General features: G+C 68.4%; 20 protein-coding genes and 2 pseudogenes. 14 read left to right on the top strand and 8 right to left on the bottom strand.

Annotation, left to right across the window (positions count from 1 at the left end):
* The 3 genes and pseudogenes from B3I25_RS07835 to B3I25_RS07825 all read left to right on the top strand — a co-directional run.
* A pseudogene (locus tag B3I25_RS07835) lies at nucleotides 1-276 on the top strand (alkane 1-monooxygenase); the annotation flags it as partial.
* A 197-nt stretch (nucleotides 277-473) separates the two neighbouring features.
* A complete protein-coding gene (locus B3I25_RS07830; RefSeq protein WP_286738506.1) occupies nucleotides 474-863 on the top strand; it encodes a YchJ family protein in 390 nt (129 codons plus the stop codon).
* The gene (locus B3I25_RS07825; RefSeq protein WP_098054186.1) at nucleotides 860-1,045 is read left to right on the top strand and encodes a hypothetical protein; all 186 of its coding nucleotides are present in this window, start codon (nucleotides 860-862) and stop codon (nucleotides 1,043-1,045) included. Before B3I25_RS07830 ends, B3I25_RS07825 begins: the two co-directional genes overlap by 4 nt.
* A gap of 294 nt (nucleotides 1,046-1,339) precedes the next feature.
* Here the strand turns inward: B3I25_RS07825 and B3I25_RS07820 are convergent.
* Nucleotides 1,340-1,936 (bottom strand): annotated as a pseudogene (locus B3I25_RS07820) (PIG-L deacetylase family protein); the annotation flags it as partial.
* Nucleotides 1,937-2,115: 179 nt separating this feature from the next.
* Between B3I25_RS07820 and B3I25_RS07815 the strand changes: the two are divergent.
* Nucleotides 2,116-2,631, top strand: coding sequence for an O-acetyl-ADP-ribose deacetylase (locus B3I25_RS07815; RefSeq protein ID WP_131332575.1), 516 nt, complete (start codon nucleotides 2,116-2,118; stop codon nucleotides 2,629-2,631).
* A gap of 37 nt (nucleotides 2,632-2,668) precedes the next feature.
* On the opposite strand, the gene B3I25_RS07810 is transcribed toward B3I25_RS07815, so the two are convergent.
* Nucleotides 2,669-3,655: a malate dehydrogenase gene (locus tag B3I25_RS07810; protein ID WP_131332576.1), complete on the bottom strand. Its 987-nt coding sequence runs from the start codon at nucleotides 3,653-3,655 to the stop codon at nucleotides 2,669-2,671.
* Between the two features lie 176 nt (nucleotides 3,656-3,831).
* Here B3I25_RS07810 and tpx point away from each other — a divergent pair, with 176 nt between their 5' ends.
* Nucleotides 3,832-4,329, top strand: coding sequence for a thiol peroxidase (tpx, locus tag B3I25_RS07805; protein ID WP_064846049.1), 498 nt, complete (start codon nucleotides 3,832-3,834; stop codon nucleotides 4,327-4,329).
* 179 nt (nucleotides 4,330-4,508) lie between these two features.
* On the opposite strand, the gene B3I25_RS07800 is transcribed toward tpx, so the two are convergent.
* A complete protein-coding gene (locus tag B3I25_RS07800; RefSeq protein WP_286738500.1) occupies nucleotides 4,509-6,722 on the bottom strand; it encodes an NADP-dependent isocitrate dehydrogenase in 2,214 nt (737 codons plus the stop codon).
* A gap of 200 nt (nucleotides 6,723-6,922) precedes the next feature.
* The gene (locus tag B3I25_RS07795) at nucleotides 6,923-7,459 is read right to left on the bottom strand and encodes a LapA family protein (RefSeq protein WP_064846051.1); all 537 of its coding nucleotides are present in this window, start codon (nucleotides 7,457-7,459) and stop codon (nucleotides 6,923-6,925) included.
* A 274-nt stretch (nucleotides 7,460-7,733) separates the two neighbouring features.
* Between B3I25_RS07795 and B3I25_RS07790 the strand changes: the two genes are divergently transcribed.
* The 3 genes from B3I25_RS07790 (at nucleotide 7,734) to B3I25_RS07780 (ending at nucleotide 12,308) form a co-directional block, all read left to right on the top strand.
* Nucleotides 7,734-9,527: an ABC transporter family substrate-binding protein gene (locus B3I25_RS07790; protein ID WP_064846052.1), complete on the top strand. Its 1,794-nt coding sequence runs from the start codon at nucleotides 7,734-7,736 to the stop codon at nucleotides 9,525-9,527.
* A 106-nt stretch (nucleotides 9,528-9,633) separates the two neighbouring features.
* Nucleotides 9,634-11,169, top strand: coding sequence for an ABC transporter permease (locus B3I25_RS07785; RefSeq protein WP_286738497.1), 1,536 nt, complete (start codon nucleotides 9,634-9,636; stop codon nucleotides 11,167-11,169).
* Nucleotides 11,166-12,308, top strand: a complete 1,143-nt coding sequence (locus tag B3I25_RS07780) for an ABC transporter permease (RefSeq protein ID WP_286738496.1) — start codon at nucleotides 11,166-11,168, stop codon at nucleotides 12,306-12,308. Before B3I25_RS07785 ends, B3I25_RS07780 begins: the two co-directional genes overlap by 4 nt.
* Nucleotides 12,309-12,313: 5 nt before the next feature.
* Here B3I25_RS07780 and B3I25_RS07775 read toward each other — a convergent pair whose 3' ends face one another.
* Entirely contained in the window at nucleotides 12,314-12,940 is a 627-nt protein-coding gene (locus tag B3I25_RS07775) for a PH domain-containing protein (protein WP_286738495.1), read from the bottom strand.
* A 71-nt stretch (nucleotides 12,941-13,011) separates the two neighbouring features.
* Between B3I25_RS07775 and B3I25_RS07770 the strand changes: the two genes are divergently transcribed.
* Together B3I25_RS07770 and B3I25_RS07765 are read left to right on the top strand one after the other, a co-directional pair.
* A complete protein-coding gene (locus B3I25_RS07770) occupies nucleotides 13,012-15,138 on the top strand; it encodes an ABC transporter ATP-binding protein (protein ID WP_286738494.1) in 2,127 nt (708 codons plus the stop codon).
* 139 nt (nucleotides 15,139-15,277) lie between these two features.
* Entirely contained in the window at nucleotides 15,278-15,976 is a 699-nt protein-coding gene (locus B3I25_RS07765; RefSeq protein ID WP_286738493.1) for a maleylpyruvate isomerase family mycothiol-dependent enzyme, read from the top strand.
* 64 nt (nucleotides 15,977-16,040) lie between these two features.
* On the opposite strand, the gene B3I25_RS07760 is transcribed toward B3I25_RS07765, so the two are convergent.
* On the bottom strand, nucleotides 16,041-17,195 hold the full coding sequence (locus B3I25_RS07760; protein ID WP_286738492.1) for a calcium:proton antiporter: 1,155 nt from the start codon (nucleotides 17,193-17,195) through the stop codon (nucleotides 16,041-16,043).
* A 113-nt stretch (nucleotides 17,196-17,308) separates the two neighbouring features.
* Complete coding sequence (locus tag B3I25_RS07755) at nucleotides 17,309-17,866, bottom strand: hypothetical protein (protein WP_242670629.1); 558 nt, start codon at nucleotides 17,864-17,866, stop codon at nucleotides 17,309-17,311.
* Nucleotides 17,867-17,972: 106 nt separating this feature from the next.
* Between B3I25_RS07755 and gatC the strand changes: the two genes are divergently transcribed.
* The 3 genes from gatC to gatB are packed head-to-tail and all read left to right on the top strand — an operon-like array spanning nucleotide 17,973 to nucleotide 21,378.
* Entirely contained in the window at nucleotides 17,973-18,269 is a 297-nt protein-coding gene (gene gatC / locus B3I25_RS07750) for an Asp-tRNA(Asn)/Glu-tRNA(Gln) amidotransferase subunit GatC (RefSeq protein WP_064846057.1), read from the top strand.
* Between the two features lie 2 nt (nucleotides 18,270-18,271).
* Nucleotides 18,272-19,873, top strand: coding sequence for an Asp-tRNA(Asn)/Glu-tRNA(Gln) amidotransferase subunit GatA (gene gatA / locus B3I25_RS07745; protein WP_286738491.1), 1,602 nt, complete (start codon nucleotides 18,272-18,274; stop codon nucleotides 19,871-19,873).
* On the top strand, nucleotides 19,873-21,378 hold the full coding sequence (gene gatB / locus B3I25_RS07740) for an Asp-tRNA(Asn)/Glu-tRNA(Gln) amidotransferase subunit GatB (protein ID WP_068468792.1): 1,506 nt from the start codon (nucleotides 19,873-19,875) through the stop codon (nucleotides 21,376-21,378). The genes gatA and gatB overlap by 1 nt, the downstream gene beginning before the upstream one ends.
* Before the next feature lie 88 nt (nucleotides 21,379-21,466).
* Here the strand turns inward: gatB and B3I25_RS07735 are convergent, their stop codons facing one another.
* Entirely contained in the window at nucleotides 21,467-22,789 is a 1,323-nt protein-coding gene (locus B3I25_RS07735) for a CapA family protein (RefSeq protein WP_286738490.1), read from the bottom strand.
* 251 nt (nucleotides 22,790-23,040) lie between these two features.
* On the opposite strand from B3I25_RS07735, the gene B3I25_RS07730 reads away from it, so the two are divergent.
* The gene (locus tag B3I25_RS07730) at nucleotides 23,041-23,823 is read left to right on the top strand and encodes a hypothetical protein (RefSeq protein WP_286738489.1); all 783 of its coding nucleotides are present in this window, start codon (nucleotides 23,041-23,043) and stop codon (nucleotides 23,821-23,823) included.
* Nucleotides 23,824-23,927 lie beyond the last annotated feature (104 nt).

The following is a 23,927-nucleotide window of genomic DNA, read 5'->3' as shown; positions in this document are numbered from 1 at the left end:
GCGCGCGAGTCCCGCGACCAGGTGGGCGTGATCGACGGGTTCACCTCCACGTTCGGGCGCACCTACGCCGATTCGCCGGACGTCCTCATCGAGCAGTTGCGCGCCGACGACGCCGTCATGTCCGCCGACACCCTCATGCTCACCATCCCGAGCCAGCTGGGCCCCGAGCTGAACCTGCGCATCCTGGAGAACTTCGCCAAGCACGTGGCACCCGCCCTCGGGTGGAAACCCAACACGGAGGGCCCGGTCCAGGGGTACTCGATCGCGGGTCGCTGACCGCCGGAGCCATGGCCGCACGGGGCGGGCCGCGGGATGTGCCCGACGACGATCGTCGGACCCGCGGCCCCCGTGCCGCCCACTGACGTACCGCCCGGCTGTCATGCGGCCCGACCGGCGAAGGCCACGTGCACGCGCCGGGTAGGGCGACGTCGCACCCCGAGGGGTGGGGGCAGCGCGGGGGTAAACTCCCGCGCATGAGTGTTTGTCCCTGCGGTGGGCTGCCCGCCGGTGCCCCGTTCGAACAGTGCTGCGGCCCCGCGGTGCGTCACGAGCGGTGGCCCGTGACCGCGGAGGCCCTCATGCGTTCGCGCTACACTGCGTTCGCCACGGGCGACGACGACCACCTGTTCCGCACGTGGCACCCCGCGCACCGTCCCGCGGACACGGCGAGCGATCCCCGGGTCGAATGGACGGGGCTCACGATCGTGCACACGGAGGCAGGCGGTGAGGACGACGCCGCCGGCACCGTCGAGTTCGAGGCCACCTACCGCGGTCCCGACGGTCCGGGCGTGCTGCGCGAGAACTCACGGTTCGCCAGGCGCGCAGGCCGGTGGTTCTATGCGGCCCCGGTCGAGGATGCGTGAGCGGCACAGCCACGGCAGGGATCACCGGACGGGCACTGGGTGCGCTGAAGAGCAATGTGGCGAGCCTGCCGCGGTCGTGCTTTGCGGTGGTCATGGCCTCCGGCATCGTCTCCGTGGGGGCGTACCACCTGGGATTCCACGGACCCACCACCGTGGTCATGGGGTTCGCACTCGCGGTCTAGGCGATGCTCGTGGTCCTCACCGCGTGGCGCGTGCTCGCCTATCCGCAGCGGGTTCTCGAGGACCTGCACGTCCCCGCCCGGGCCTTCGGGTTCTTCACCGGGGTGGCCGGGACCAACGTGGTCGCGGTGTGTCTCATCGCGCTGGGGGAGACCGTTCCCGTGACGTGCGCGCCCAGGGGAGGGGCTGACTGCTACGAGACATTGCGGGGAGGCGAACGGCGCCAGTGCCAGCGTCCCGCGGGGGCACGGGCGCCGTCGCCCCTGGTGACGTCTCTGCGGACAACTCCGAGGACGTCAGAGTGGGAAGACCCGCACCCCGAGAGCGTGGTCCACACCCGCGGCGCGCCCGGCGCCTTCGGTCATGCCCGTGATCATCTCGTGCGGATCCGGGTGCCCGTCCAGCGCGGCGAGGTACTGCTCGTGGCAGCGCAGCGACTCGACCGCCGCGGTGATGTCCTCCTCGGACAGTTCGATCGCATGATCGGGTTGCGCGCCCGTGACGAGCAACCGTTCGGCGCCCCACGCCTCGAGCCCCTCGTCCTCGAGCAGCTCCCGGAACACCCACGGATTATCGGCGTCCCGCAGGGCGTCGAGCGCGGCCATCCCGGCCACGCGGTGGTCGGCCTGGTTGAGACCCCACCCGGCCTCCACGGACCAGTCGATCGTGACCACGGTGTCCGGGCGGACCTCGCGGATCACCCGCGCGATCCTGCGCCGCAGGTCCAGTCCGTATTGGAGGGTCCCGTCCGGCAGGTCCAGGATCCGCAGATCGGTGACCCCCACGGCCCGGCACGCCGCTTCCTGTTCGTCCCGCCGCAACGGGCCGACGTCGCTCGGATCGCGGTCCCGGATCCCCGCCTCCCCGGCGGTCAACAATAGGTAGCTCACCGTCGCGCCGCGCCGGGTCTAGCGGGCGACGGCGGCCGAACCCCCGTACTCCATGTCGTCCGGGTGGGCCACCACGCACAGGACGGTGTGGACCCCTGAATCGTCGAACAGTTCGAGATCGGCCATGCTCCCAGCCTAGGGGCCCATGGGGCTCGCTGACAGGGCGGGACTAGTGTGGCCGTATGAACATCGAGATTCGCAAGGGTGACATCACGAAGGTCCACGCGGACGCGATCGTCAACGCGGCCAACTCCAAGCTCCTGGGCGGAGGCGGTGTGGACGGTGCGATCCACCGCGCCGCCGGGAAACAGCTGCTCGCCGAGTGCAAGCAGTTGCGGGAGACGACCCTCCCGGACGGGCTGCCCGCGGGCGGGGCCGTGGCGACCAAGGGGTATGACCTGCCCGCCACGTGGGTCATCCACACGGTGGGCCCGGTGTTCGCGAAGAAGACCGATCGCAGTGACGTCCTGGCCTCGTGCTACCGCGAGTCGCTGCGCGTGGCGGACGAGATCGGCGCCGTGTCCGTGGCCTTCCCCGCGGTCTCCGCCGGGATCTACGGCTGGCCCTTGGACGACGCCGCCCGGATCGCCGTGCGCACGGTCCTCGCCGCGGACACCTCCGTGGACACCGTCGTCTTCGTCCCCTTCTCCGACGCCGCCGAGCAAGCGTTCCGCGTCGCCCTGGCCGAGAACTCCTGACCCGCCCCGCACACGGCGGTGCGGGTCAGGGCCGGGCTCAGATCAAGCCCAGTTGCTGCACGGCGTCGCGCTCGGACTCGAGTTCCGCCACGGACGCGTCGATGCGTGAACGCGAGAACTCGGAGATCTCCAGGCCCTGCACCACGGACCAGTCGCCCCCGGACGTGGTGACCGGGAACGAGCTGACCAGGCCGGCCGGGACACCGTAGGAACCGTCGGAGACCACGGCCATGGACGTCCAGTCCCCGTGGCGGTTACCGAGCATGAGGTCGCGGGCGTGATCGAGCGTCGCGCTCGCCGCGGATGCGGCGGAGGACGCACCGCGGGCCTGGAGTACCGCCGCACCCCGCTGGGACACCGTGGGGATGAACGTGTCCGTGACCCATTTGCGGGACACCAGGTCCAGGGCGGGCCGCCCGGCCACCATCGCGTGGTCCAGATCCGGGTACTGCGTGGCGGAGTGGTTGCCCCACACGCTGAGGTTCTTGACCGTCGCGACCGAGGTTTTGGTCTCAGCGGCGAGCATGGCCGCGGCCCGGTTGTGGTCCAACCGGGTCAGGGCGCTGAACCGGGACTCGGGGATGTCCGGGGCGTTGCGCTGGGCGATCAGCGCGTTGGTGTTGGCCGGGTTGCCGGTCACGACCACGCGCACGTCGTCGTGGGCCACGTCGTTGAGGGCTCGGCCCTGTTCCGTGAAGATCGCACCGTTGGCCTCAAGCAGGTCGCTGCGTTCCATCCCCTTGGCCCGCGGGCGGGCACCCACGAGCAAGGCGAGCTGAGCGCCGTCGAACACCGTGCGGGCGTCGGAGTCGATCTCCACGTCCGCGAGCAGCGGGAACGCGCAGTCCTGCAGTTCCATGACGGTTCCCTCGAGGGCGGGCAGGGCCTGCGAGATCTCCAGAAGCCTCAGCCGGACGGGGCGTTCGGGGCCGAGCAGGTCCCCGTGGGCGATCCGGAACAGCAAGCTGTATCCGATCTGGCCGGCGGCGCCGGTCACGGCCACGGTGACGGGAGTGGTACTCACGGTGATTCCTCCTGGGCTGCGCGCTCCGGGGTGCCCGGCGGTCACGCGACTCTGATGCGGGGTACCCGTGTGACTCGTCTCACGGGGCGGGGTGGCACAGAGGCTATCAGCGAGCCCGGTTCAGCGCACGGCGGACATGCGTGTCACGGGCCAGTGGCGCGCACCACAATGGAGACATGGCTACTACTGCATTCCAAGGAAACCCCGTCCACACCGTCGGCGAGCTGCCCGCACAGGGAGAGTCCGCGCCGTCCTTCGACCTCGTGGGAGCGGATCTGAGCCCCGTGGCCTCGGACGAGTTCACGGGCAAGCGCATGGTGCTCAACATCTTCCCGTCCCTGGACACGGGCGTGTGTGCCCAGTCCGTGCGCGAGTTCAACCAGCGCGCCGCGTCCCTGCAGAACACCGCCGTGGTGTGTGTCTCCAAGGACCTGCCGTTTGCGCAGGGCCGGTTCTGCGCCGCGGAGGGCATTGACAACGTCACCACCGCGTCCGCGTTCCGTTCGTCGTTCGGCGAGGACTACGGTGTGACCCAGACGGACGGCCCGCTCGAGGGTCTGCTGGCCCGCGCCGTCGTGGTCGTGGACGAGAACGGCAAGGTCGTCCACACCCAGCTCGTCGAGGAGATCACCGAGGAGCCGGACTACGACGCCGCTGTCGCCGCCGTCTCCTGATCAGCTCACCGGAGGAGGGGCGGGGCCGTGCGGTCCCGCCCCTTTCGCGTGTCCGGATCTTTCGGGACGGATAACGAACGACGCCGCACCGCCCCCGTACGGAGGCGACGCGGCGTCGTCGTCGGTTGCTGCGCGTGCGCGAACCTGGGTCCGTCACACGCGCGAGACACTCCGGAACGTTAGGCGCTGAGCCCCTCCACGATCTCGTTGAGCGTGGCGGAGGGGCGCATCACCGCGGAGACCTTCTCCGGGACGGGCCAGTAGTACCCGCCGAGATCCGCGGGGGAACCCTGCACGTCCAGCAGTTCGGCGTTGATGGTGTCCTCGTTCTCGCGCAACTCGGAAGCGACCTTCTGGAACGCCTGCGCGAGCTCGGAGTCCTCGGTCTGCTGCGCGAGCTCCTCGGCCCAGAACTTGGCCAGGTAGTAGTGCGAACCGCGGTTGTCGAGCTCGTTGACCTTCCGGGACGGGGACTTGTTCTCGTTGAGGAAGGTCCCGGTCGCGCGGTCCAGGGTATCCGCGAGGACCTGCGCCTTGGCGTTGTCGTAGCGGCTGGCGAGGTGCTCGAAGGACGCGGCGAGCGCCAGGAACTCACCCAGGGAATCCCAGCGCAGGTGGTTCTCCTCCTGCAGCTGCTGCACGTGCTTGGGCGCGGAACCACCGGCGCCGGTCTCGAACAGGCCACCGCCGTTCATGAGCGGCACGATGGACAGCATCTTGGCGGACGTGCCCAGTTCCAGGATGGGGAACAGGTCCGTGAGGTAGTCGCGCAGCACGTTACCGGTCACCGAGATGGTGTCCTCGCCGCGGCGCAGCCGCTCCACCGTGAACTTGGTGGCCTCCGCGGGGGAGAGGATCCGCAGGTCCAGACCGTCGGTGTCCTCCTCCGCGAGGTACTGCTCCACCTTGGTGATCAGGTTGCGGTCGTGGGCGCGGGACTCGTCCAGCCAGAACACGGCGGGCATCCCGGAGTCGCGGGAACGCCGCACGGCCAGCTGCACCCAGTCCTTGATGGGGGCGTCCTTGGCCTGGCACGCACGCCAGATGTCACCGGGCTGGACCTCGTGGGACAGCAGCACCTCACCGGCACCGTTGACCACCTGGACGGTGCCAGCGTCCTGGATCTCGAAGGTCTTGTCGTGGGAGCCGTACTCCTCGGCCTTCTGTGCCATCAAACCCACATTGGGGACGGTACCCATGGTCGTGGGATCGAACGCGCCGTTCTCGCGGCAGTCGTCGATCACGACCTGGTAGACCCCCGCGTAGGAGGAGTCCGGCAACACGGCCAGGGTGTCCTTCTGCTCGCCCTCGCGACCCCACATCTTTCCGGACGTGCGGATCATGGCGGGCATGGAGGCGTCCACGATCACGTCCGAGAGCACGTGGAGATTGGTGATGCCCTTGTCCGAGTTCACATAGGCCAACTCGGGGCCCTCGTCGATCGCCTTGTCGAACGCGGCCTTGATCTCCTGGCCGTTGTCCAGGGCGTCCAGGCCCGAGAAGATTCCACCCAGGCCGTCGTTGGGGGACAGCCCCGCCTTGGCGAGGTCCTCTCCGTAACGGTCGAAGACATCCCGGAAGAACGCGGTGACCACGTGGCCGAAGATGATGGGGTCGGAGACCTTCATCATGGTGGCCTTGAGGTGGGTGGAGAACAGGACGTCCTCGGACTTGGCGCGGGCCACCTGCTCCGCGAGGAACGCGTCCAGCGCGGCGGCGCTCATGAAGGTGCCGTCCACGACCTCACCGGCCAGTACGGGCAAGGACTCCTTGAGCACCGTGGTGCCCCGGTCGGTGACGAGCTGGATGGTCAGGGTGTCGTCCTCGGGGATGATCACGGACTTCTCGTTGCTGCGGAAGTCGTCGTGGCCGAGCGTGGCCACGTTGGTCTTGGAGTCCTTGCTCCACTCGCCCATGGAGTGCGGGTGCTGCCGGGCGTAGTTCTTCACGGCCTTGGGGGCGCGGCGGTCCGAGTTGCCCTCGCGCAGCACGGGGTTCACGGCGGAGCCCTTGACACGGTCGTAACGTGCGCGGATGTCCTTGGCCTCGTCCGAGGTGGCGACCTCGGGGTAGTCCGGCAGGTCGTAGCCGTCCGCCTGCAACTCCTTGATGGTGGCCTTCAGCTGCGGGATGGACGCGGAGATGTTCGGCAGCTTGACGATGTTCGCTTCCGGGGTCTCCACGAGTTCGCCCAGCTCGGCCAGGGTGTCCGGGACCCGCTGCTCGTCGGTGAGGCGGTCCGGGAACTGGGCCAGGATGCGCGCGGCCAGGGAAATGTCCCGGGTCTCCACCTCCACACCGGCGGTGGACGCGAACGCCTCCACGATCGGCTTGAACGAGTACGTAGCGAGCAGGGGTGCTTCGTCGGTCTCGGTGTAGATGATCTTGGGCATGAGCGATGGCTCCTTGCATTGATGGTCACTGGGCTGCCTCCCAGGATACCCGCTGGCCCGCGCCCGATTCCGTGTGCGGCGGGCCCACCGGCTGGTCACCACGCGCCCTACGCGCTGTCACGCTCGCGCACTCCCCGAAGTACGACGACGCGGCGCCGGTCCCGATCGACCGGCGCCGCGCGCCGTGGTGCAGTGGGCTCTCAGCCGTGCAGCGAGGTCCTGATCCGCTCGCGCTCGCGTTCGAGCTTGCGCACGCGGTGACCCAAAGAGAACATCCGCACGGACCCCACGAGGGCCATGATCAGGGCCCCGGCGATCGCCGAGAGCAGCATGGCCACGCCCAACGGGAGGCTGAACGTCCACGCCATGTACTCGAATCGCGTGGCCACGTTGTTCTGGATGATAAAGACCAGCAACAGGATCAGCACGATCACGCCCAGGATCAGCGCCGCCCACACGGTCCCCGACACGCCGCGCTTGACGGGCTTGTCCAGCGAAGGATCCACGGGGGAGGCCGTCCCCCCGGCCCCCGAGGCTGAGTGCGCGGTCCCGCTGTCTGTGACCGCCGTCCCGGGACGTTGCGCGTCCACGGGGGCCGACGGCGCCGCGTGCGCGTCCGCGTACCCCTCGCGCAGCGGTTTGCCCGCGGAACGGGAGCCGGGAGTGTGAGGCGGGCGTGCGGCGTCGTCCGGGGGGAGACGAGGCGTGTTACGGGGCTCGTGCGGTGTGTTGGTCACGGGGGCCTCCTGACGGGGCGAAGTGATGATGGCAACAGCGTACGGCCAATATCACGGAATGTGATTCGATGCTCGGCATTGCCCGCGCCACGACGAAATCATCCGACACTCCCGAGACACGCGGGAGGTTTCTCCCCGAAAAGGTTATCCGCGAGTAACCTGTGCTTCATCGTGAGACGCACCACAATCCATCGGTGATGCCGGCCCCGGCTCGGGGTAACAACCACCGGGGTGCAACGCACATTCCATGGACACCATATCGGGAGGAAACGTCATGGGAAAGTACACCTTCAAGGGGAAGGCTGCCGTGTCCGTCGCGGCAATCGCTGCACTCACGCTGACCGGCTGCGCCAGCGTGGGCGGCGGCGGCAACGACAGCAACGGCGGCGGCGGTGACAGCAGCGCGAGCGCCCAGAGCGGCGGCGTGGTCAATGTCGCCGAGACCAACAAGTTCTCGGGTGCCAATCCGGGCTACACCAAGACGAACCTGGACATCAATGGCCACGTGGCGGAGATGACCCGCGAAGGGTTCATCACGGTGGACCCGGAGCAGAAGATCCACCCCAACGAGGGCTTCGGCACGTACAAGAAGACCTCGGACGATCCCCTGACCGTCGAGTACACGCTCAAGGACCCGCAGTGGTCGGACGGCAACAAGATCGACAAGGCCGATCTCATGCTGTGGTGGTCCGTGCTCTCCGGCTACGCCAATGACGCGAGCGAGGACGGCAAGGCCGGCAAGGACTACTTCACGATCGCCGGCTCCACGGACATCCTGAGCTCCACGGACAAGCCCGAGTTCTCCGAGGACGGCAAGACCATGACCGTCATGTGGGGCAAGCAGAACGCCGACTGGGAGATCGCCTTCGACGAGAACTACCTGATGCCCGCGCACGTGGTGGCCAAGAAGGCCGGGATGTCCGAGGACGAGCTGCTCAAGGTGCTCGAGAACCAGAAGAAGGGCGACTCCAAGAACCCCCAGAAGCAGCCCGAGCTGGAGAAGATCGGCAAGGCCTGGGACACCTCCTTCAACTTCACGTCCACCCCGGACGACAAGGATGTCCTGCTCTCCAGCGGCCCCTACAAGATCGACAATGTGGTGGAGAACAACTCGGTCACGCTCAAGAAGAACGAGAACTACAACGGCAGCATGCCCGGCAAGCTGGACGAGATCACCCTGCGCACCATCGGCGACGCCACGGCTCAGATCCAGGCGCTGCGCAACGGCGAAGTGGACATCATGCAGCCGAACAACGTCAACAAGGACACGATGGACCAGGTCAAGCAGATCGAGAACGTGAACGTGCAGCAGGGCGACCAGCTCGCGTACGACCACGTGGACCTGAACTTCGGCTCGGACACCTTCAAGGACAAGGAGACCCGCGAGGCGTTCCTGAAGACCATCCCGCGCCAGCAGATCCTCGACCAGCTGATCAAGCCGGTCAAGGAGGACGCCGAGGTGCTCAACTCGCAGATGTTCGTCTCCAGCCAGGGCGAGCCCTACACCAAGGCCGTGGAGAAGAACGACGCCAAGAAACTCTACGGGGACGTGGACATCGACGGCGCCAAGAAGCTGCTCGACGGCAAGACCCCCACCGTGCGGATCCTTTACAACAACGGCAATCCGCAGCGCGTGGACACCTTCCAGCTGATCAAGGAGTCCGCGGAGAAGGCCGGGTTCAAGGTCGAGGACCTGGGCGATCCCAACTGGTCCGAGAAGCTCGCGGACGGCGACTACGACGCGTCCCTGTACGGCTGGGTCTCCCCGGGCGTGGGCACCGAGATGCTCTCGCAGATCTTCAAGACCGGCGGCGGCGGCAACTACAACGAGTACTCGAACGCGGACGTGGACAAGCTCGTGGACGAGGCCCGCGCCAACCTGGACGAGTCCTCGCGCAACGACCAGATCGCTGAGGTGGACAAGCACACCTTCGAGGACGCCTACGGCCTCCCGCTGTTCCAGTCCGTGGGCTACGTGGCCACCTCGGACAAGATCGCCGGAGTGGACAAGTACCAGCCGAACCAGACCGGCGTGTTCTGGAACGTTTCCGAGTGGAGCCGCAAGTAGGACGGTCGACCTCGGTTGACCGAGTCCTTCCCCTCATGATGCTGCGCGGGCGCGGAACGCCGTGTCCGCGCAGCGTCGTGACCACCACTCGTTCAGAGGCAGCATCATGATTTCTTACATCCTCAGACGGCTCATCACCGCCGTCCTCATCCTGCTGGGCGCATCGTTCCTCGTGTACCTCATGACGGCGGCCTCCGGCGACCCGCTGTGGGACCTGTACGGAAACCCCAACGCCCAACAGCTGATCCCCGCCCGCGTGGAGGCCCTCAACCTGGACACACCGCCCGTGCTGCGCTACTTCACGTGGCTCGGCGGGGCACTCGGGTGCCTCGTGCCCTTTGCGGACACCTGCTCCCTGGGCGTGAGCCGCGAGGGCCAGGAGGTGACGAGCCTACTCTCCTTCGCCATGGGCCAGACCATCATGCTGGTCACGATCGGTACCATCCTGGCCATCGTCGTGGGTATCACCCTGGGTATCGTCTCCGCACTGCGGCAGTACTCGGGCCTGGACTACGGCATCACGTTCCTGACCTTCCTGTGCTTCTCGCTGCCGAGCTTCTGGCTCGCGGTGCTGCTCAAGGAAGTGGCGGCCATTCAGTTCAACGACTTCCTGCAAAACCCGTCACTGTCCATCGGGGCGCTGCTCGCAATCTCCGTGGTGGCCGGGCTCATCTGGTTCCTGGTCTCGTTCGGGCGCACGCGGACCCGCATCCTCATGGGTGTCCTGGGCTTCGTGGTCACCTTCGGAATCATCTACTTCGTGCTCGCGACCAACTGGCTCGCGCACCCCTTCCTGGGCATCCCGCTGATCGCACTGACCGGCATTCTGATGGCCGTGATCGCCACCGTGCTCATGGCGGGACTACGCAACAAGCGGGCCCTGTACGCCGGGCTGGCCACCGTGGTGGTGGGTCTCGTGCTGTACTTCCCCGTCCAGGCCCTCTTCGTCGGGGGCGGGCTGCTGACCCTACTGGCGTTGGTCGTCGTGATGATCCTGGTGGGTGTGGGAGCCGGTTACGTCGCCGGAGGCTACGACCGTGGTCAGGGCGCCCGCGTGGGCGGGGTCACCGGCTTCTTCGTGGCCCTGCTGATCATCCTGGACCGCTTCATGCAGTCGTGGCCGGACTACGTGAACTCCGGTCACATCCGGGGCCGGCCCATCGCCACGGCCAACTCCTCCACCCCGGGCCTGTCGGGTGACTTCTGGATCACCGGCCTGGACCGGTTCACCCACCTCTTGCTGCCCACCATCTGTATCACCCTGCTGGCGCTCGCGTCCTACTCGCGGTACTCGCGCGCGTCCATGCTGGAGATCATGGGCCAGGACTACGTGCGCACCGCGCGCGCCAAGGGCCTGTCGGAGCGGACCGTGGTCATGCGTCACGCGTTCCGCAACGCGCTGATCCCGCTGGCCACGCTCGTGGCCTACGACATCGGCGGTCTGATCGGCGGCGCGATCATCACGGAATCCGTGTTCGCGTTCACCGGTATGGGGCAGTTGTTCATCCAATCGGTGCGCAACGTAGACCCCAACCCGGTGATGGGCGTGTTCCTGATCACCGGCATTGTCGCTATGGTCTTCAACCTGATCGCTGACCTGGTGTACTCCGTACTCGACCCGCGCGTGAGGGTGAAAGCATGAGCCAGCCACAACCTATCGACGTCCCCCAGCAGGTCGAACAGACCCCGCAGACCGGCGAGAAGCCCGAGGACGTGCGCGGCAAGAGCCAGGGACAGCTGGTACGCCAGCGGTTCTTCGGCAACACGGGCGCCGTCGTGTCCCTGATCGTCCTGTTGTTCATCGTGGTGCTGTCCGTCACCTCGCTGGGTGTCGGTCCCATCCCGGGATGGTGGAAGTGGAACCCGGACGCCACGGGAACCGTGCTCAACGGTGGCCGGCCCACGCTGTCCCTGCTCCCGCCCTCGCTCGGGGAGCACCCGTTCGGCCAGGACAACCTGGGCCGTGACCTGTTCGCCATGGCCATGCAGGGCACCCAGTACTCCCTGGTGGTCATGATCGTGGTGGGCCTTATCGCGGGCCTCGTGGGCACCGTGGTGGGTGGCCTCTCCGGGTACTTCCGGGGCTGGACCGAGGCCGTGCTGATGCGTCTGACCGACGTGATCATCATCATCCCCCTGGTGATCCTGGCAGCCCTGTTGGGCCGCCTGGCCATCTCGTGGGTGCGCGCCCACGACCTGCCCACGTTCGCCACGGTGATCGCCCTGGGTCTGCTGATCGGTCTAGCCTCGTGGCCGCCGCTCGCGCGCCTGGTGCGCGGTGAGTTCCTCACGCTGCGCGAGCGCGAGTTCGTGGACGCCGCGCGACTGGCCGGTGCCTCGAGCGGGCGGATCATCTTCAAGCACATCCTGCCCAACACCGTGGGTGTGATCACCGTGAACATCACGCTGTTGATGTCCTCGGCGATCCTGCTGGAGACCGCGCTGTCCTACCTGGGTCTGGGTATCCAGGCCCCGGACTGGTCCCTGGGCCGGTTGATCAGCGAGAACCAGACCGCCTTCGCGACCCGCCCGTGGTTGTTCTGGTGGCCGGGTGTGTTCATCGTGGCGATCGCGCTGACCATCAACTTCATCGGTGACGGTCTGCGTGACGCGTTCGACCCGCGCCAGCGCAAGTTCAACCCCAAGCGCGCCCGCGAGACCGGCGAGCGCACGGACCAGTACCCGGACGCGCTCACCGCATCCGAGCCGGGGACGAAGCCTGCGGTGAACGCCGGGGCCGAGACCGGGACGCGCGGGGACACCGGCCGGGACGGACGATGATCGGTTCACACGGTGAACAGCACGGCGCTCGCGGCGGCCAGCAGCACGACCGCCGCGAGCGGGCCGGGCGCGTACCGGGTCCGCACCGGATCGGGTGCGGCGTCCCGGGCGAAGACGTCCAGCTCACCGGTCTCGATCTTGCGTTGCCACGTGTCGCGGACGCGGTGCGCGGCGGCGCCGGAAGCGGTCGAGGTCAGGTCGCCCACGCGCACCGCGCCGCCCGGTCGGGCGATCGGGTGATTGCGGTTCACGGCGTCCACACCGGAGCGCAGGGCGGCGCCCGCACCGGCGGAGGGCAGGGCGAAACACGAGTGGGCGCCCTGGTCCGTGGCGATGGTCACCGCGAAACGGGTGCGCACGTCCACGATCCGGCTCCACGGAATGCTCACCGTGCGCAGGGGGTTCACCACGCGCACCTCGTCCGCGTGCACCTCGAGCCGGGGGCGCCAATACAGCGCGTACCCGAGCGCCGCCAGGGCGAGACCACCGAACACGGCGCCCGCGTGGTGCGCCACGGTGTGGCCCCAGCCCGCGAAGCACATCACCAGACCCAGGACCACCAGGAATCCCGTGAGCCACGGGGCCGACGACGCTCGGTAGGTTTCGGGCTCGCCGGCGGTTTCTCGGGTCATGACCCCCATGCTAGGCAATGCGCGCGTGCCGCGGCCGCGCGCCCAGTTCTCGACACGATGGAGCACACACGATGAGCACCTCGAACCAGCCCGAGGGCACCCCGCGACCCCACGACGCGGCGCAGGACCCGAACGCGGCGTCGTCGCACGAGGCCACGGCCGCCGAGCACAACGCCCCGTGGGACGGCACACCGAGCGGCGACGGGCGGGTGGCCACCGAAGGCCCCGGTAACACCTCCGCGGCTCACGCTCGCGCTGCCGGATCGTCCGGTGCCACGGCCGCCGGCGCCGCTGCGGTCACCGGTCGCGCCGACGGAACCGCGGCCGCGGGTGCAGCCGCCGGCGGCAGTGCCGCGGCGGGTGCCACCGCCGAGGGCGCGCAGAAACGGCGTGGTCGGCGGGCGCAGCGCAACGAACCCACCGTGCGGCGCGGCCCGGCCCGCAGGACCGTGGCCCGCGGTGAACCCGTGCTGAGCGTGCGCGGGCTGTCCGTGGACTTCGGCGTGGACCGTGACTGGGTGCCGGCCGCGATCGACCTGAACTACGACGTCGCAGCGGGGGAGGTGCTCGCGATCGTGGGCGAGTCCGGTTCGGGCAAGTCCGCGAGCTCGATGTCCATGCTGGGGCTGCTGCCCTCCAACGCACGCGTGCGCGGTTCGGCCGTGCTAGCCGGGGAGGAACTGATCGGGCTGCGCGGCAACGCGCTGCGGCGCGTGCGTGGCGAGGAGATCGCCGTGATCTTCCAGGAGCCCATGACCGCGCTGAACCCCGTGTACACGGTGGGCCAGCAGATCGTGGAGACCATCCGCCTGCACCGGGACATCTCACCCGCCGAGGCCGCCGAACGTGCCCGGCAGATGCTCACCATGGTGGAACTGCCGGACCCCGAGAAGGCGTTCCGTTCCTACCCCCACCAGCTCTCCGGTGGTCAGCGGCAGCGCGCGATGATCGCGCAGTCCCTCTCGTGCGACCCCAAACTGCTGATCGCGGACGAGCCCACCACGGCCCTGGACGTGACCGTGCAGGCTGAGATCCTGGACCTGATCCGCAACCTCAAGGACCAGCTGGACTCGGCGGTCATCCTGATCACCCACGACATGGGTGTGGTGGCGGACCTCGCGGACAACATCGCGGTCATGCAGAAGGGCGTGATCGTGGAACAGGGCACGGCGGAGCAGATCTTCACCGCACCACGCCACCCCTACACCCGCTCGTTGCTCGAGGCCGTGCCCCACCTGGGCCAGGGCAACGAGAACGACGAGTCCGTGGACATGGTCGCCGCGCTCGAGCGTTCCGTGGTCATGCCCATGGTGGTGGACCGCAGCACCGCGGAGGCGGCGTCCATGGACACGCTCGCCCAGCGGGTCGTGGAACCGGTGCTGCAGTTGAAGGACGTGGCCATCGAGTACCCCAAGCAGGGCCGCAACCCCGCATTCCGCGCGGTCGAGGGCGTCAGCCTCACTGTGGCGGCCGGGGAGACCGTGGGTCTCGTGGGTGAATCCGGTTCCGGCAAGACCACGATCGGCCGCGCCGCGGTGGGACTGCTGCCCGTGGTCGAGGGATCGCTTGTGGTGGACGGCGTGGAACTGCACGGTGCCCCGCGCGCCAAGCTCAACGCGGTGCGCAAGGACGTGGGCATGGTCTTCCAGGACCCCGCGTCCTCGCTGAACCCGCGGCTGCCGATCGGTGAGTCGATCGGTGAGCCCATGTTCCTGGCCGGCGAGGCAAAAGGGGCGCAACTGCAGCAGCGCATCGAGCAACTCCTGGACCAGGTGCGGTTGCCGCGCAACTACCGCAACCGTTACCCGCACGAGCTCTCGGGCGGTCAGAAGCAGCGCGTGGGCATCGCCCGGGCCCTGTCCCTGAAGCCGAAACTGCTCGTGGCGGATGAACCCACGTCCGCGCTGGACGTGTCCGTGCAGGCCACGGTCCTGGAATTGTTCGAGCAGCTGCAAGCGGAGATGGGCTTCGCGTGCTTGTTCGTGACCCACGACCTCGCGGTGATCGACCGGCTCGCCAACCGGATCGTGGTCATGCAGCACGGGCACATCGTGGAACAGGGCTCGCGCGAAGCGGTGCTGCGCCACCCCGAGCAGGAGTACACCAAGCGCTTGCTCGCCGCGGTGCCCGTGCCCTCGCCCGAGGCCCAGCGCACGCGCCGCGAACTGCGTCAGCAGTTGGCCCACACGGTGTCCTGAGCATGATCGGAGCCCCGGGAGCAGCGCGGTTCGCGCGGCAGCCCGGGGCTCCGCCCATGGGGGACTCGGACGATATGCGTATGTGTTGAGCCCTGCCATCGTGCGCTGGCTCGCGTGGGGAATTACTACAGTGGGAGCCATGATGAATCCGGCACGCCTCAACTCCGACCTCTCCCGTCTGAGGCGGGAGACCGACATGTTCCTCGCGACCGTGGAGTCCCTCTCGGACGAAGAAATGGTGGGCCCCACCCTGTGCGAGGGTTGGGACCGCGCGCACGTGATCGCGCACCTGGCCTCCAACGCCCGCGCCCTGGTCAAGCTCATCGACTGGGCCACCACGGGTGAACCGCAGCAGCCCTACGAGTCCCACGAGGCGCGCGAGGAGGAGATCGACGAGCTCGCCGCGCTGCCCAAGGACGAGCTGATCGAGACCTTCAAGCAGAACGCGCAGTTCTTCGCCGAGCAGTGCGAGCGTCTCAAGGGCGACATCGTCACCGAAGAGCTCGACCTGCACGGTAAGCCCGTCCCGGCCACGTCCGTGCCCGCGGTGCGGATCGCGGAGGTCGTGGTGCACCACCACGACCTGGACACCACGTGGACCGTGGCGGAAGCGGACCCGGACTCCCTGCTCAACGCCGTGGAGGCCGCGGTGCGCACCATGCGGGCCAAGGGTGCCCCGGGGATGACCCTGCGCACCGAGGAGCGGGACGAGTGGATCATCGGCGACGGCGGTCAGCTCATCACCTCCGACCGCGAGGGCATGCTGCGGTGGCTGGCCCGCGGTGACGACGAGTTCGTGGAGTCCGAGGGCGCCCTGCCCGAGCTCCCCTCGTGGTGAACGCGGCTCGCTGATCCGCTGTCGGACTGACCCCGCTGGGCCTCCCAGCGGGGTCAGTTGCGCATCAGGAGAACACCGTGATCCCGTAGGCCGCGAAGATCACCAGGTGCGCCGCACCGTGGATCGACGTGACCCTGGAGGATGCGAACGTGGTGAGGGACAGTCCCAGCGTGATCCCGAGCAGCACCAGGTTCGCGGGGCTCTCGGCGAGCACGACCGTTTGATCGGTGAGCAGCCCGATCACGAGTATCGCCGGGATGGTCAACCCCACCGTGGACACCAGCGCCCCGTGGCACAGGTTGCTCACGCGCTGGATCTCCCCGGCCAGCGCGGCGCGCAGCGCGGTGAGGGATTCGGGCAGGAACACGATGGCCGCGATCAGCGCGCCGGCCAGCGCGGGCGGTGCCCCCACACGGCCGAGCCCATCGTCCAACAGCGAGGCCATGTCGTGGGACAGCACCACGATGGGCACCACGGTGATCACGAGCAATGCCAGGCGCGCGAGGATCTCGGTGCGGTGCTCGGCCAGGACCGAGCGCAGGGAAGGACGCGTCGTCGTCGTCTCCCGGGCCGCGGTCTCCGGACCCGGGCGCAACCGGGGGTCCACTTCGGTGAAGTCCACGGCCTGCGCGCCCGTCTGTCGGTACAGGAAGAACGCGTAGATCGCCACGGTGACTGCGATGATGGAGATCTCCTGCCACGGCTGGTACGCGCCGTCGGTGCCGAGGGCCGCGGGTAGCACGAAGGCCAGGGCGCTCAGGACCACGAGCAGCGCCAGGTAGTTGGAGGTTCCCGTCCGATTGTGGGCCATGTCCCCGTGCTTGAGGCCGCCCACGAGCAGGCACAGACCGATTACCAGGTTGAGGATGATCATGGCCACGGCCATCACGGAGTCCCGCGCGATCGTGGCGTGCTCACCGGGGCCCAGCATGACCGCGGAGATCAACACCACCTCGATCACTACGATGGACAGGGTCAGCACCAGCGAACCGTACGGATCGCCGAGCCGGTGGGCCAGGTGTTCGGCCTGTCGCACGACGCCCGTGGCCGCGTACAGGATCACGCCCACGATCACCACGAGCGCCCCCACGAGCAGCGGGGAGGACACGGGTGGGGCCAGCAGCGAGCCGGAGAGTTGAAGCAGCACGAAGAATCCCCATCCCGCGATCACGCGGGCCAGGGCTCCCGGAGTCAGGATGGAACGACGCGTGGGGAACATGGAAGCGTCAGCTCGATTCTCGGGACTGTGCGCGCCCCGGTCCGGGCGGGGTCGTCCCCGAGCTATCCGGTGTGCTGACGGGTCGTCCCGTCGGAGGAGGCGATGTCCGGGTCTCAGTCACGCACCGCGAACAACCACGGATCCGCTCGATCCGTGTGCGGATCGCCAAAGTTCACGAACGTGCGGCCCTTGGCCTCCACGACATTGTATTCCTGGATAACTTCCAGGCTGAGCCGTTCGCGGTGGGCGACCTCCACGATCACCGCGGTGGCACCGGAGCGGTCCGGGAGGGTGGCGGGGTAGGCCAGTGCGGCGACGAGCAATCCGGAGGCCTTCTCGCGCGCGATGTCCCGCAGTTCGGCCAGCACGTCCTGGGGGGCCAGATCGTTCACGCGAGACGGGTCCACCGAATCCAGTTCGAACTCCCCGTCCTTGGCGCCGGTGACCAGGAAGGCCGGGAATGCTCCGTACTGGCGCACCTGTTCCTCCACGACCGCCTGGACGTGGCTCAGTGCGGTGTCCACGGTCTCCACGGCGGAGTCCGAGACCCACTGGCGCCACGCGTTGTCGTGATCCACGCGGGCGCGCGCGGCGTCCGCCCGGGTCATCCGGGAGGTGCCCTTGGAAGGCGTGGAGCGGCGTCGTGATGAACGGGCGGAGGACTGAGCCACGAAGTGGGACCCCTTCGGGAGATCGGCGGGAGAACGGGAGTGCTGAGTCCAGGGTAGGCGCTCGCTAGACTGGATCGGAATCAATCAGCGAATACCAGGAGCATGCATGTCTGCGATCAATCGCGAGCAGGTGGCGCACCTGGCCGAACTCGCGCGCATCGAGATGTCGGACGAGGAACTGGCCCGCGTGGCCGGTGAACTCGATCTCATCGTCGAATCCGTGGCCTCGGTCAGCCAAGCCGCCGGGGACGACGTCCCCGCCACGAGCCACCCCCTGCCGTTGCACAACGTCTTCCGCGAGGACGTGGTGGGGGAGACCCTCACGCAGGAGGAAGCCCTGAGCAACGCACCGGACAGCCAGGACGGCAAGTTCCGGGTCCCGGCGATCCTGGACGGGGAGTGAGCATGAGCGAGCGCATCGTAGAACTGTCCGCCGCGGACCTCGCGGCCAAGCTGGCTTCGGGTGAGGTCTCCTCGGTGGACGCCGTGACCGCGCACCTCGAGCAGATCGAGGCCACGGACGGCACCCCGCTGAACGCCCAGGACCGCTCACGCGGGACCGACGGGTTGAACGCGTTCCTGCACCGCAACCGCGAGGAGGCCCTGGACGTGGCCCGTGGTGTGGACGAGGCACGCGCCAAGGGTGAGCAGTTGCCCGAGCTCGCGGGTGTGCCCGTGGCGGTCAAGGACCTCATCGTGACCAAGGGCCAGCCCACCACGGCGGCGTCCCGGATGCTCGAGGGTTGGATGAGCCCGTACGACGGCACGGTGACCCGCAAGCTGCGTGCGGCGCGCATGCCCATCCTGGGCAAGACCAACCTGGACGAGTTCGCCATGGGTTCGTCCACCGAGCACTCGGCGTTCGGTCCCACGCGCAACCCGTGGGACCTGCGCAAGATCCCGGGCGGTTCCGGTGGCGGTTCCGCCGCCGCGGTCTCCGCGTTCCAGGCGCCCCTGGCCCTGGGCACGGACACCGGTGGCTCCATCCGCCAGCCCGCGGCCGTGACCGGCACCGTGGGCGTCAAGCCTACGTACGGTTCGGTGTCCCGTTACGGCGTGATTGCCATGGCGTCCTCGCTCGACCAGGTGGGCCCGTGCTCCCGCACGGTGCTCGACGCCGCACTGTTGCACGAGGTCGTGGGCGGTCACGATCCCGCCGACTCCACTTCGCTGACGGATCCCGTGGGCTCCTACGCCCGCGCCGCGCGCGCGGGAGCCGCCGAGGGCGGGCTCAAGGGGCTGCGCGTGGGCGTGGTCCAGCAGCTGAGCGGCGAGGGTTTCCAGGCCGGTGTGCAGCAGCGCTTCGAGGAGTCCCTCGAACTCCTGCGCGCCGCGGGCGCCGAGATCGTGGACGTCCAGACGCCCAACTTCAAGTACGCACTGGGTGCCTATTACCTGATCATGTCCTCGGAGGTCTCCTCCAACCTGGCCAAGTACGACGGCGTGCGCTTCGGTCTGCGCGTCACTCCCGAGGGCACGCCCACCATTGAGAAGGTCATGAGCGCGTCCCGCGCCGCAGGCTTCGGGGACGAGGTCAAGCGCCGGATCATCCTGGGGACGTACGCACTGTCCGCGGGGTACTACGACGCGTACTACGGTTCCGCGCAGCAGGTGCGCACGCTCGTACAGCGTGATTTCGCGGCGGCGTTTGAGAAGGCGGACGTGCTGATCTCGCCCACCGCGCCCACCACCGCGTTCGACATCGGGGGCGTGGACGAGTCCGCGGATCCCATGCAGATGTACCTGAACGACATTGCCACGATCCCCACCAACCTCGCGGGGATCCCCGCGATCTCCCTGCCGGGCGGCCTGGCACCGGAGGACGGGCTGCCCGTGGGGATCCAGTTCATGGCACCGGCGCGCGAGGACGCCCGCGTGTACCGCGCCGGGGCCGGTCTGGAGCGGTTGCTCACCGAGCAGTGGGGCGGCCCGCTGTGGCGGGAACGCGCCGACGTGACCGCCACCGTTCGTGACTTTGCGGCCACTGCCGCGCAGGGAGGCAAGTGATGAGCCAGGACGTGCTGTCCTTCGAGGAAGCCCTCGAGCGCTTCGACCCCGTTCTGGGGTTCGAGGTGCACGTGGAGCTGAACACCAAGACCAAGATGTTCGATGCTGCCCCCAACACCTTTGGGGACGAGCCCAACACCAACGTGACCCCGGTGTCCCTGGGGCTGCCCGGCGTGCTGCCGGTGGTCAACGGCAAGGCAGTGGAATCCGCGATCAAGCTCGGTCTCGCGCTGAACTGCTCGATCGCGCAGAAGTGCCACTTCGCGCGGAAGAACTACTTCTACCCGGACACCCCCAAGAACTTCCAGACCTCGCAGTTCGACGAGCCCATCGCGTTCGACGGGCACCTGGACCTCGAGCTGGAGGACGGCACGGAGTTCCGGGTGGAGATCGAGCGCGCCCACATGGAGGAGGACGCCGGCAAGCTGACCCACATGGGCGGGGATGCCGGGCGGATCCAGAACGCGCAGTACTCCCTGGTGGACTACAACCGCGCAGGTGTGCCGCTCATCGAGATCGTCACCAAGCCCATCGAGGGTGCGGGGGAGCGGGCGCCGGAACTGGCCCGCGCCTACGTGGCCGCGATCCGCGAGATCGTGAAGAACCTCGGCATCTCGGACGCCCGCATGGAGCGCGGCAACGTGCGCTGCGACGCGAACGTGTCCCTGATGCCCAAGGGCGCCACGCAGTTCGGCACGCGCTCGGAGACGAAGAACGTGAACTCGCTGCGCGCCGTGGAGCGCACCGTGCGCTACGAGATCCAGCGCCACGCCGCCGTGCTCGCCGCGGGGGAGAAGGTCACGCAGGAGACCCGCTTCTGGCACGAGGACACCCGCTCCACCACGGCCGGGCGACCGAAGTCGGACGCGGACGACTACCGCTATTTCCCCGAACCGGACCTGGTGCCCGTGGTGACCACGGCGGACTGGATCGAGGAACTGCGCGCGAGCCTTCCCGAGCCCCCCGCCGAGCGCCGCAAGCGGCTGAAGGCGGACTGGGGGTACACGGACGAGGAGTTCCGCGACGTCGTCAACGCGGGTGTGCTGGACGAGATCGAGCAGACCATTGCCGCGGGCGCCTCCGCCGCCGTGGCGCGCAAGTGGTGGATGGGTGAGATCGCCCGCCTCGCCAAGCAGCGCGAGGTCGAGATCGCGGACCTGCCCGTGACCCCGGCCCACGTGGTCGAACTCAACGGGCTGATCGACGGCGGCAAGATCAACGACAAGCTGGCCAAGAAGGTCCTCGGTTTCGTGGTCGAGGGTGAGGGCACCCCGGCGGAGATCGTGGAGTCCCGCGGGCTCGCGGTCGTCTCCGACGACGGCGCCCTCACCGCAGCCGTGGACGACGCCATGGCCCAGATGCCGGACGTGGTCGAGAAGATCAAGGGCGGCAAGGTCCAGGCCGTGGGCGCCCTGATCGGACCAGTCATGAAGGCCACGCGCGGCCAGGCGGACGCCGGACGCGTGCGCCAGATCATCCTGGGGAAGCTCGGCGTGCAGGGCTGACGCCCCCCCGTCACGAGCACGGAGAAGTCCGGTTCCGGGACCCTCACGGGGTCGTGGAACCGGCCTTCTCTCGTGGACGTTCCGCCGCTCAGTCTTCCGTTTCCTCCGCGACCCGCCACTCCCGCAACCCGTTCGCCGTCGCCGAGTCCGTGTTGATGATCCCCGCGATGCGCTCGCGGATCTGCCGGTCCTCCTGCGGGGAGCGGCACACACCGTTGGGCTGGTCCGAGGCCGTGGAGCACCACTGGAACCGGCCGTCCTGGGTGTTGGAGCTCGGTGCCCAGGCCAGGTCGCTGACCCGCCACCCGCCGTCGTCCCCGCGCGCGAACTGGAAGCGCGTGATCAGACCCTGGTTGTTGTTCTCGTACGCCGGGGATGTCTCCGTGACGGTGTTGCCCAGTCCGTAGACGATCCACTTGCCGTTGTAGTGCTCGATGGGCTGCACGCTGTGCGAACCGTGACCGTACACGGCGTCGAACGCACCGGAATCAATCAGCGAGTGAGCCGTGGTTTTCTGGTAGGCGTCGGCGTCGTCCTGGTACTCGATGATCGAGTGCATGGCCGCGATCACCACGTCCGCGCCCTGCTGGCGCGCCTTCTTCGCCTGCGCCACGGCGCGGTCGATGTCCTGTCGCGCGGGCTGCGGCTCCTCGGCGGGGTCCCGCAGCCGGTCCACCTGCCAGTCGTGCTCCGCCCGCTGGCCGTTGAGACTGTTGGTCCCGGTGACCACGGCCACGGTCCCGGCCGGGGTCTCCAGCAGCATGGGCTCCTTGGACGCGCGCTCGGAAGTGTACGAGCCGGTGTGCTTGAGGCTCGCCTCGTCGAGGGTCGCCAAGGTCCGGTTCACGCCCTCGGTGCCGCGGTCCACGGTGTGATTGGTCGCGGACGTGCACGCGTCGTAACCCGTGTTCTTGGCCGCCACGGTGATCTCCGGCGGCACACTGAAGCTCGGGTAGTGCGAGTAGGGCCCACCCTTGGGCGCCACCGGGGTCTCCATTTCGCAGATGGCCACGTCGGCCTGGTCCAGGTACGGCTTCTGACCGGCCAGCAGTGGGTCGAAGTCGAAGTGTCTGCTTTCGTTCATGGCCGGGTCCACCGCGAAGTTGCGCCACAGGCCTTCGTGCAGCAGGAGATCACCGGTCATCGCCACGGTGAAGCACGCGTCCTCGGGACACTCCGGGCCCTTACCGGGCTCGCTCGTACGGGCCGTCTCGCTCGTCGCCCGGTTGGTGGCGGACGACGTCGCTGCGCCGGGATTCTGCCCCGCGTCCCCCTGGGCGTCCCCGCTTAAGGCCCCGCACCCGGAGACCAGCAACGCCACCCCGGTCAGTGCCGCGGCCCCGGCGATCCGCGGCGAGCGTGATCGCCGGGCGGCGCGGGATGAACGGGGTCGGAGGGGTAGGGGAGGCATGCTGCGATGCTATCGCACACGTCCGTGATATGAATCACCTCCGTTTAGGTCATAAAAATCTGACCAAATTCGTCGTAAACCCTTCCGTCCACCTTTTAGGGAGGTTAGGCTTTCCTAAGTTTTGCGAATCGGGTGCGATCGGGATGTTCTCGGCGGACCCGGTGGGATTGGTCACAACGGAAGCGGGGACGGTCGTGGGTCGAACTGACAACGGTGCACAGCTCGGGTACGTGGGCGTGTCGGAGCGAGTCGTGTCACTCGCGCACCGCATGCTCGCGGGCGCGGGCCGAGCGAACGTGGTCGCCTACCGCCTCGAGGGTCAACCTACACTGCCGTGCTTGGCGCACGGGTTCATGCCAAACGGCCGGATGGTCATGGCCGCGGCTCCTCACCCCGACGTCGCTGCGCTGACCCCGGCGGGGCAGACCGTGGACGTGCGCGTGGACATCGCCAAGTTCGCTCCGGACCCCTCCGTACGCATCGTGGCGGCCAGTGCACACTTCCTGGCGGGTCTTGAGTGGCTGACCCCGGGTGAGACCGACGAACTCCTCATGACGGGGGAGTTGCCGGAGCTCGTGGCGGCCGTGGCCGACACGGCCTCCGGGCGACTCGCGATCGTCTCCACGGCACGGGTCGTGGTTCATGACGGTTCGGGTGCCACGCCACTGAACGTCGACCAGGTGCGGGCGTTCGGCCGCGAGCTCGGGGATTCCATGGCCGCGGTGAACACCGAAGTCGTGGCCCTGGACGCCGCGGTGTCCGTGGATCCAATCGATCTGGCCGGGATGTGCGATGCCGCGGAGAACGGATGGATCCCCGCCCACCTGCTGACGCGTAAGCCCTCGAGTGGCGGGTGCGCTCACACCCGGAATCGGGATTTCGTGGTGGACGTGGATCTCACCGGGGTCACGGTTCTGCGCGAGGGTTCGACCGCTACCAGCGTCTACTTCGTCCCGTTCCATCGTCCGACGTCGTCCGCGCAAGACCTCGCCGACAACCTCGCATCCCTGCTGGGCACCCCCGCCGCAGCGTGACGCCGCGCCGGTACCCCAGCGGCAGCGTCACACCCCGAGGCTGTCCGGCGGTCGTGTGAGCCTGCCGGGGCTCGATCGATCGTTGCAGACATGAGAGGACCGCG

Origin of the sequence: Kocuria sp. UBA1838 (genome assembly GCF_002338785.1) — a bacterium.
Taxonomy (GTDB): domain Bacteria; phylum Actinomycetota; class Actinomycetes; order Actinomycetales; family Micrococcaceae; genus Kocuria; species Kocuria marina.
The sequence above is the reverse complement of the archived record's forward strand: the minus strand, read 5'-3'. Positions and strand labels throughout refer to the sequence as shown.

Excerpts from the sequence above, each read along its gene's own strand:
- B3I25_RS07830 (WP_286738506.1), top strand. The coding sequence starts at position 474 with ATGAGTGTTTGTCCCTGCGGTGGGCTGCCCGCCGGTGCCCCGTTCGAA.
- B3I25_RS07815 (WP_131332575.1), top strand. The coding sequence starts at position 2,116 with ATGAACATCGAGATTCGCAAGGGTGACATCACGAAGGTCCACGCGGAC.
- tpx (WP_064846049.1), top strand. The coding sequence starts at position 3,832 with ATGGCTACTACTGCATTCCAAGGAAACCCCGTCCACACCGTCGGCGAG.
- B3I25_RS07800 (WP_286738500.1), bottom strand. The coding sequence starts at position 6,722 with ATGCCCAAGATCATCTACACCGAGACCGACGAAGCACCCCTGCTCGCT.
- B3I25_RS07790 (WP_064846052.1), top strand. The coding sequence starts at position 7,734 with ATGGGAAAGTACACCTTCAAGGGGAAGGCTGCCGTGTCCGTCGCGGCA.
- B3I25_RS07785 (WP_286738497.1), top strand. The coding sequence starts at position 9,634 with ATGATTTCTTACATCCTCAGACGGCTCATCACCGCCGTCCTCATCCTG.
- B3I25_RS07780 (WP_286738496.1), top strand. The coding sequence starts at position 11,166 with ATGAGCCAGCCACAACCTATCGACGTCCCCCAGCAGGTCGAACAGACC.
- B3I25_RS07775 (WP_286738495.1), bottom strand. The coding sequence starts at position 12,940 with ATGACCCGAGAAACCGCCGGCGAGCCCGAAACCTACCGAGCGTCGTCG.
- B3I25_RS07770 (WP_286738494.1), top strand. The coding sequence starts at position 13,012 with ATGAGCACCTCGAACCAGCCCGAGGGCACCCCGCGACCCCACGACGCG.
- B3I25_RS07765 (WP_286738493.1), top strand. The coding sequence starts at position 15,278 with ATGATGAATCCGGCACGCCTCAACTCCGACCTCTCCCGTCTGAGGCGG.
- B3I25_RS07760 (WP_286738492.1), bottom strand. The coding sequence starts at position 17,195 with ATGTTCCCCACGCGTCGTTCCATCCTGACTCCGGGAGCCCTGGCCCGC.
- gatC (WP_064846057.1), top strand. The coding sequence starts at position 17,973 with ATGTCTGCGATCAATCGCGAGCAGGTGGCGCACCTGGCCGAACTCGCG.
- gatA (WP_286738491.1), top strand. The coding sequence starts at position 18,272 with ATGAGCGAGCGCATCGTAGAACTGTCCGCCGCGGACCTCGCGGCCAAG.
- gatB (WP_068468792.1), top strand. The coding sequence starts at position 19,873 with ATGAGCCAGGACGTGCTGTCCTTCGAGGAAGCCCTCGAGCGCTTCGAC.
- B3I25_RS07735 (WP_286738490.1), bottom strand. The coding sequence starts at position 22,789 with ATGCCTCCCCTACCCCTCCGACCCCGTTCATCCCGCGCCGCCCGGCGA.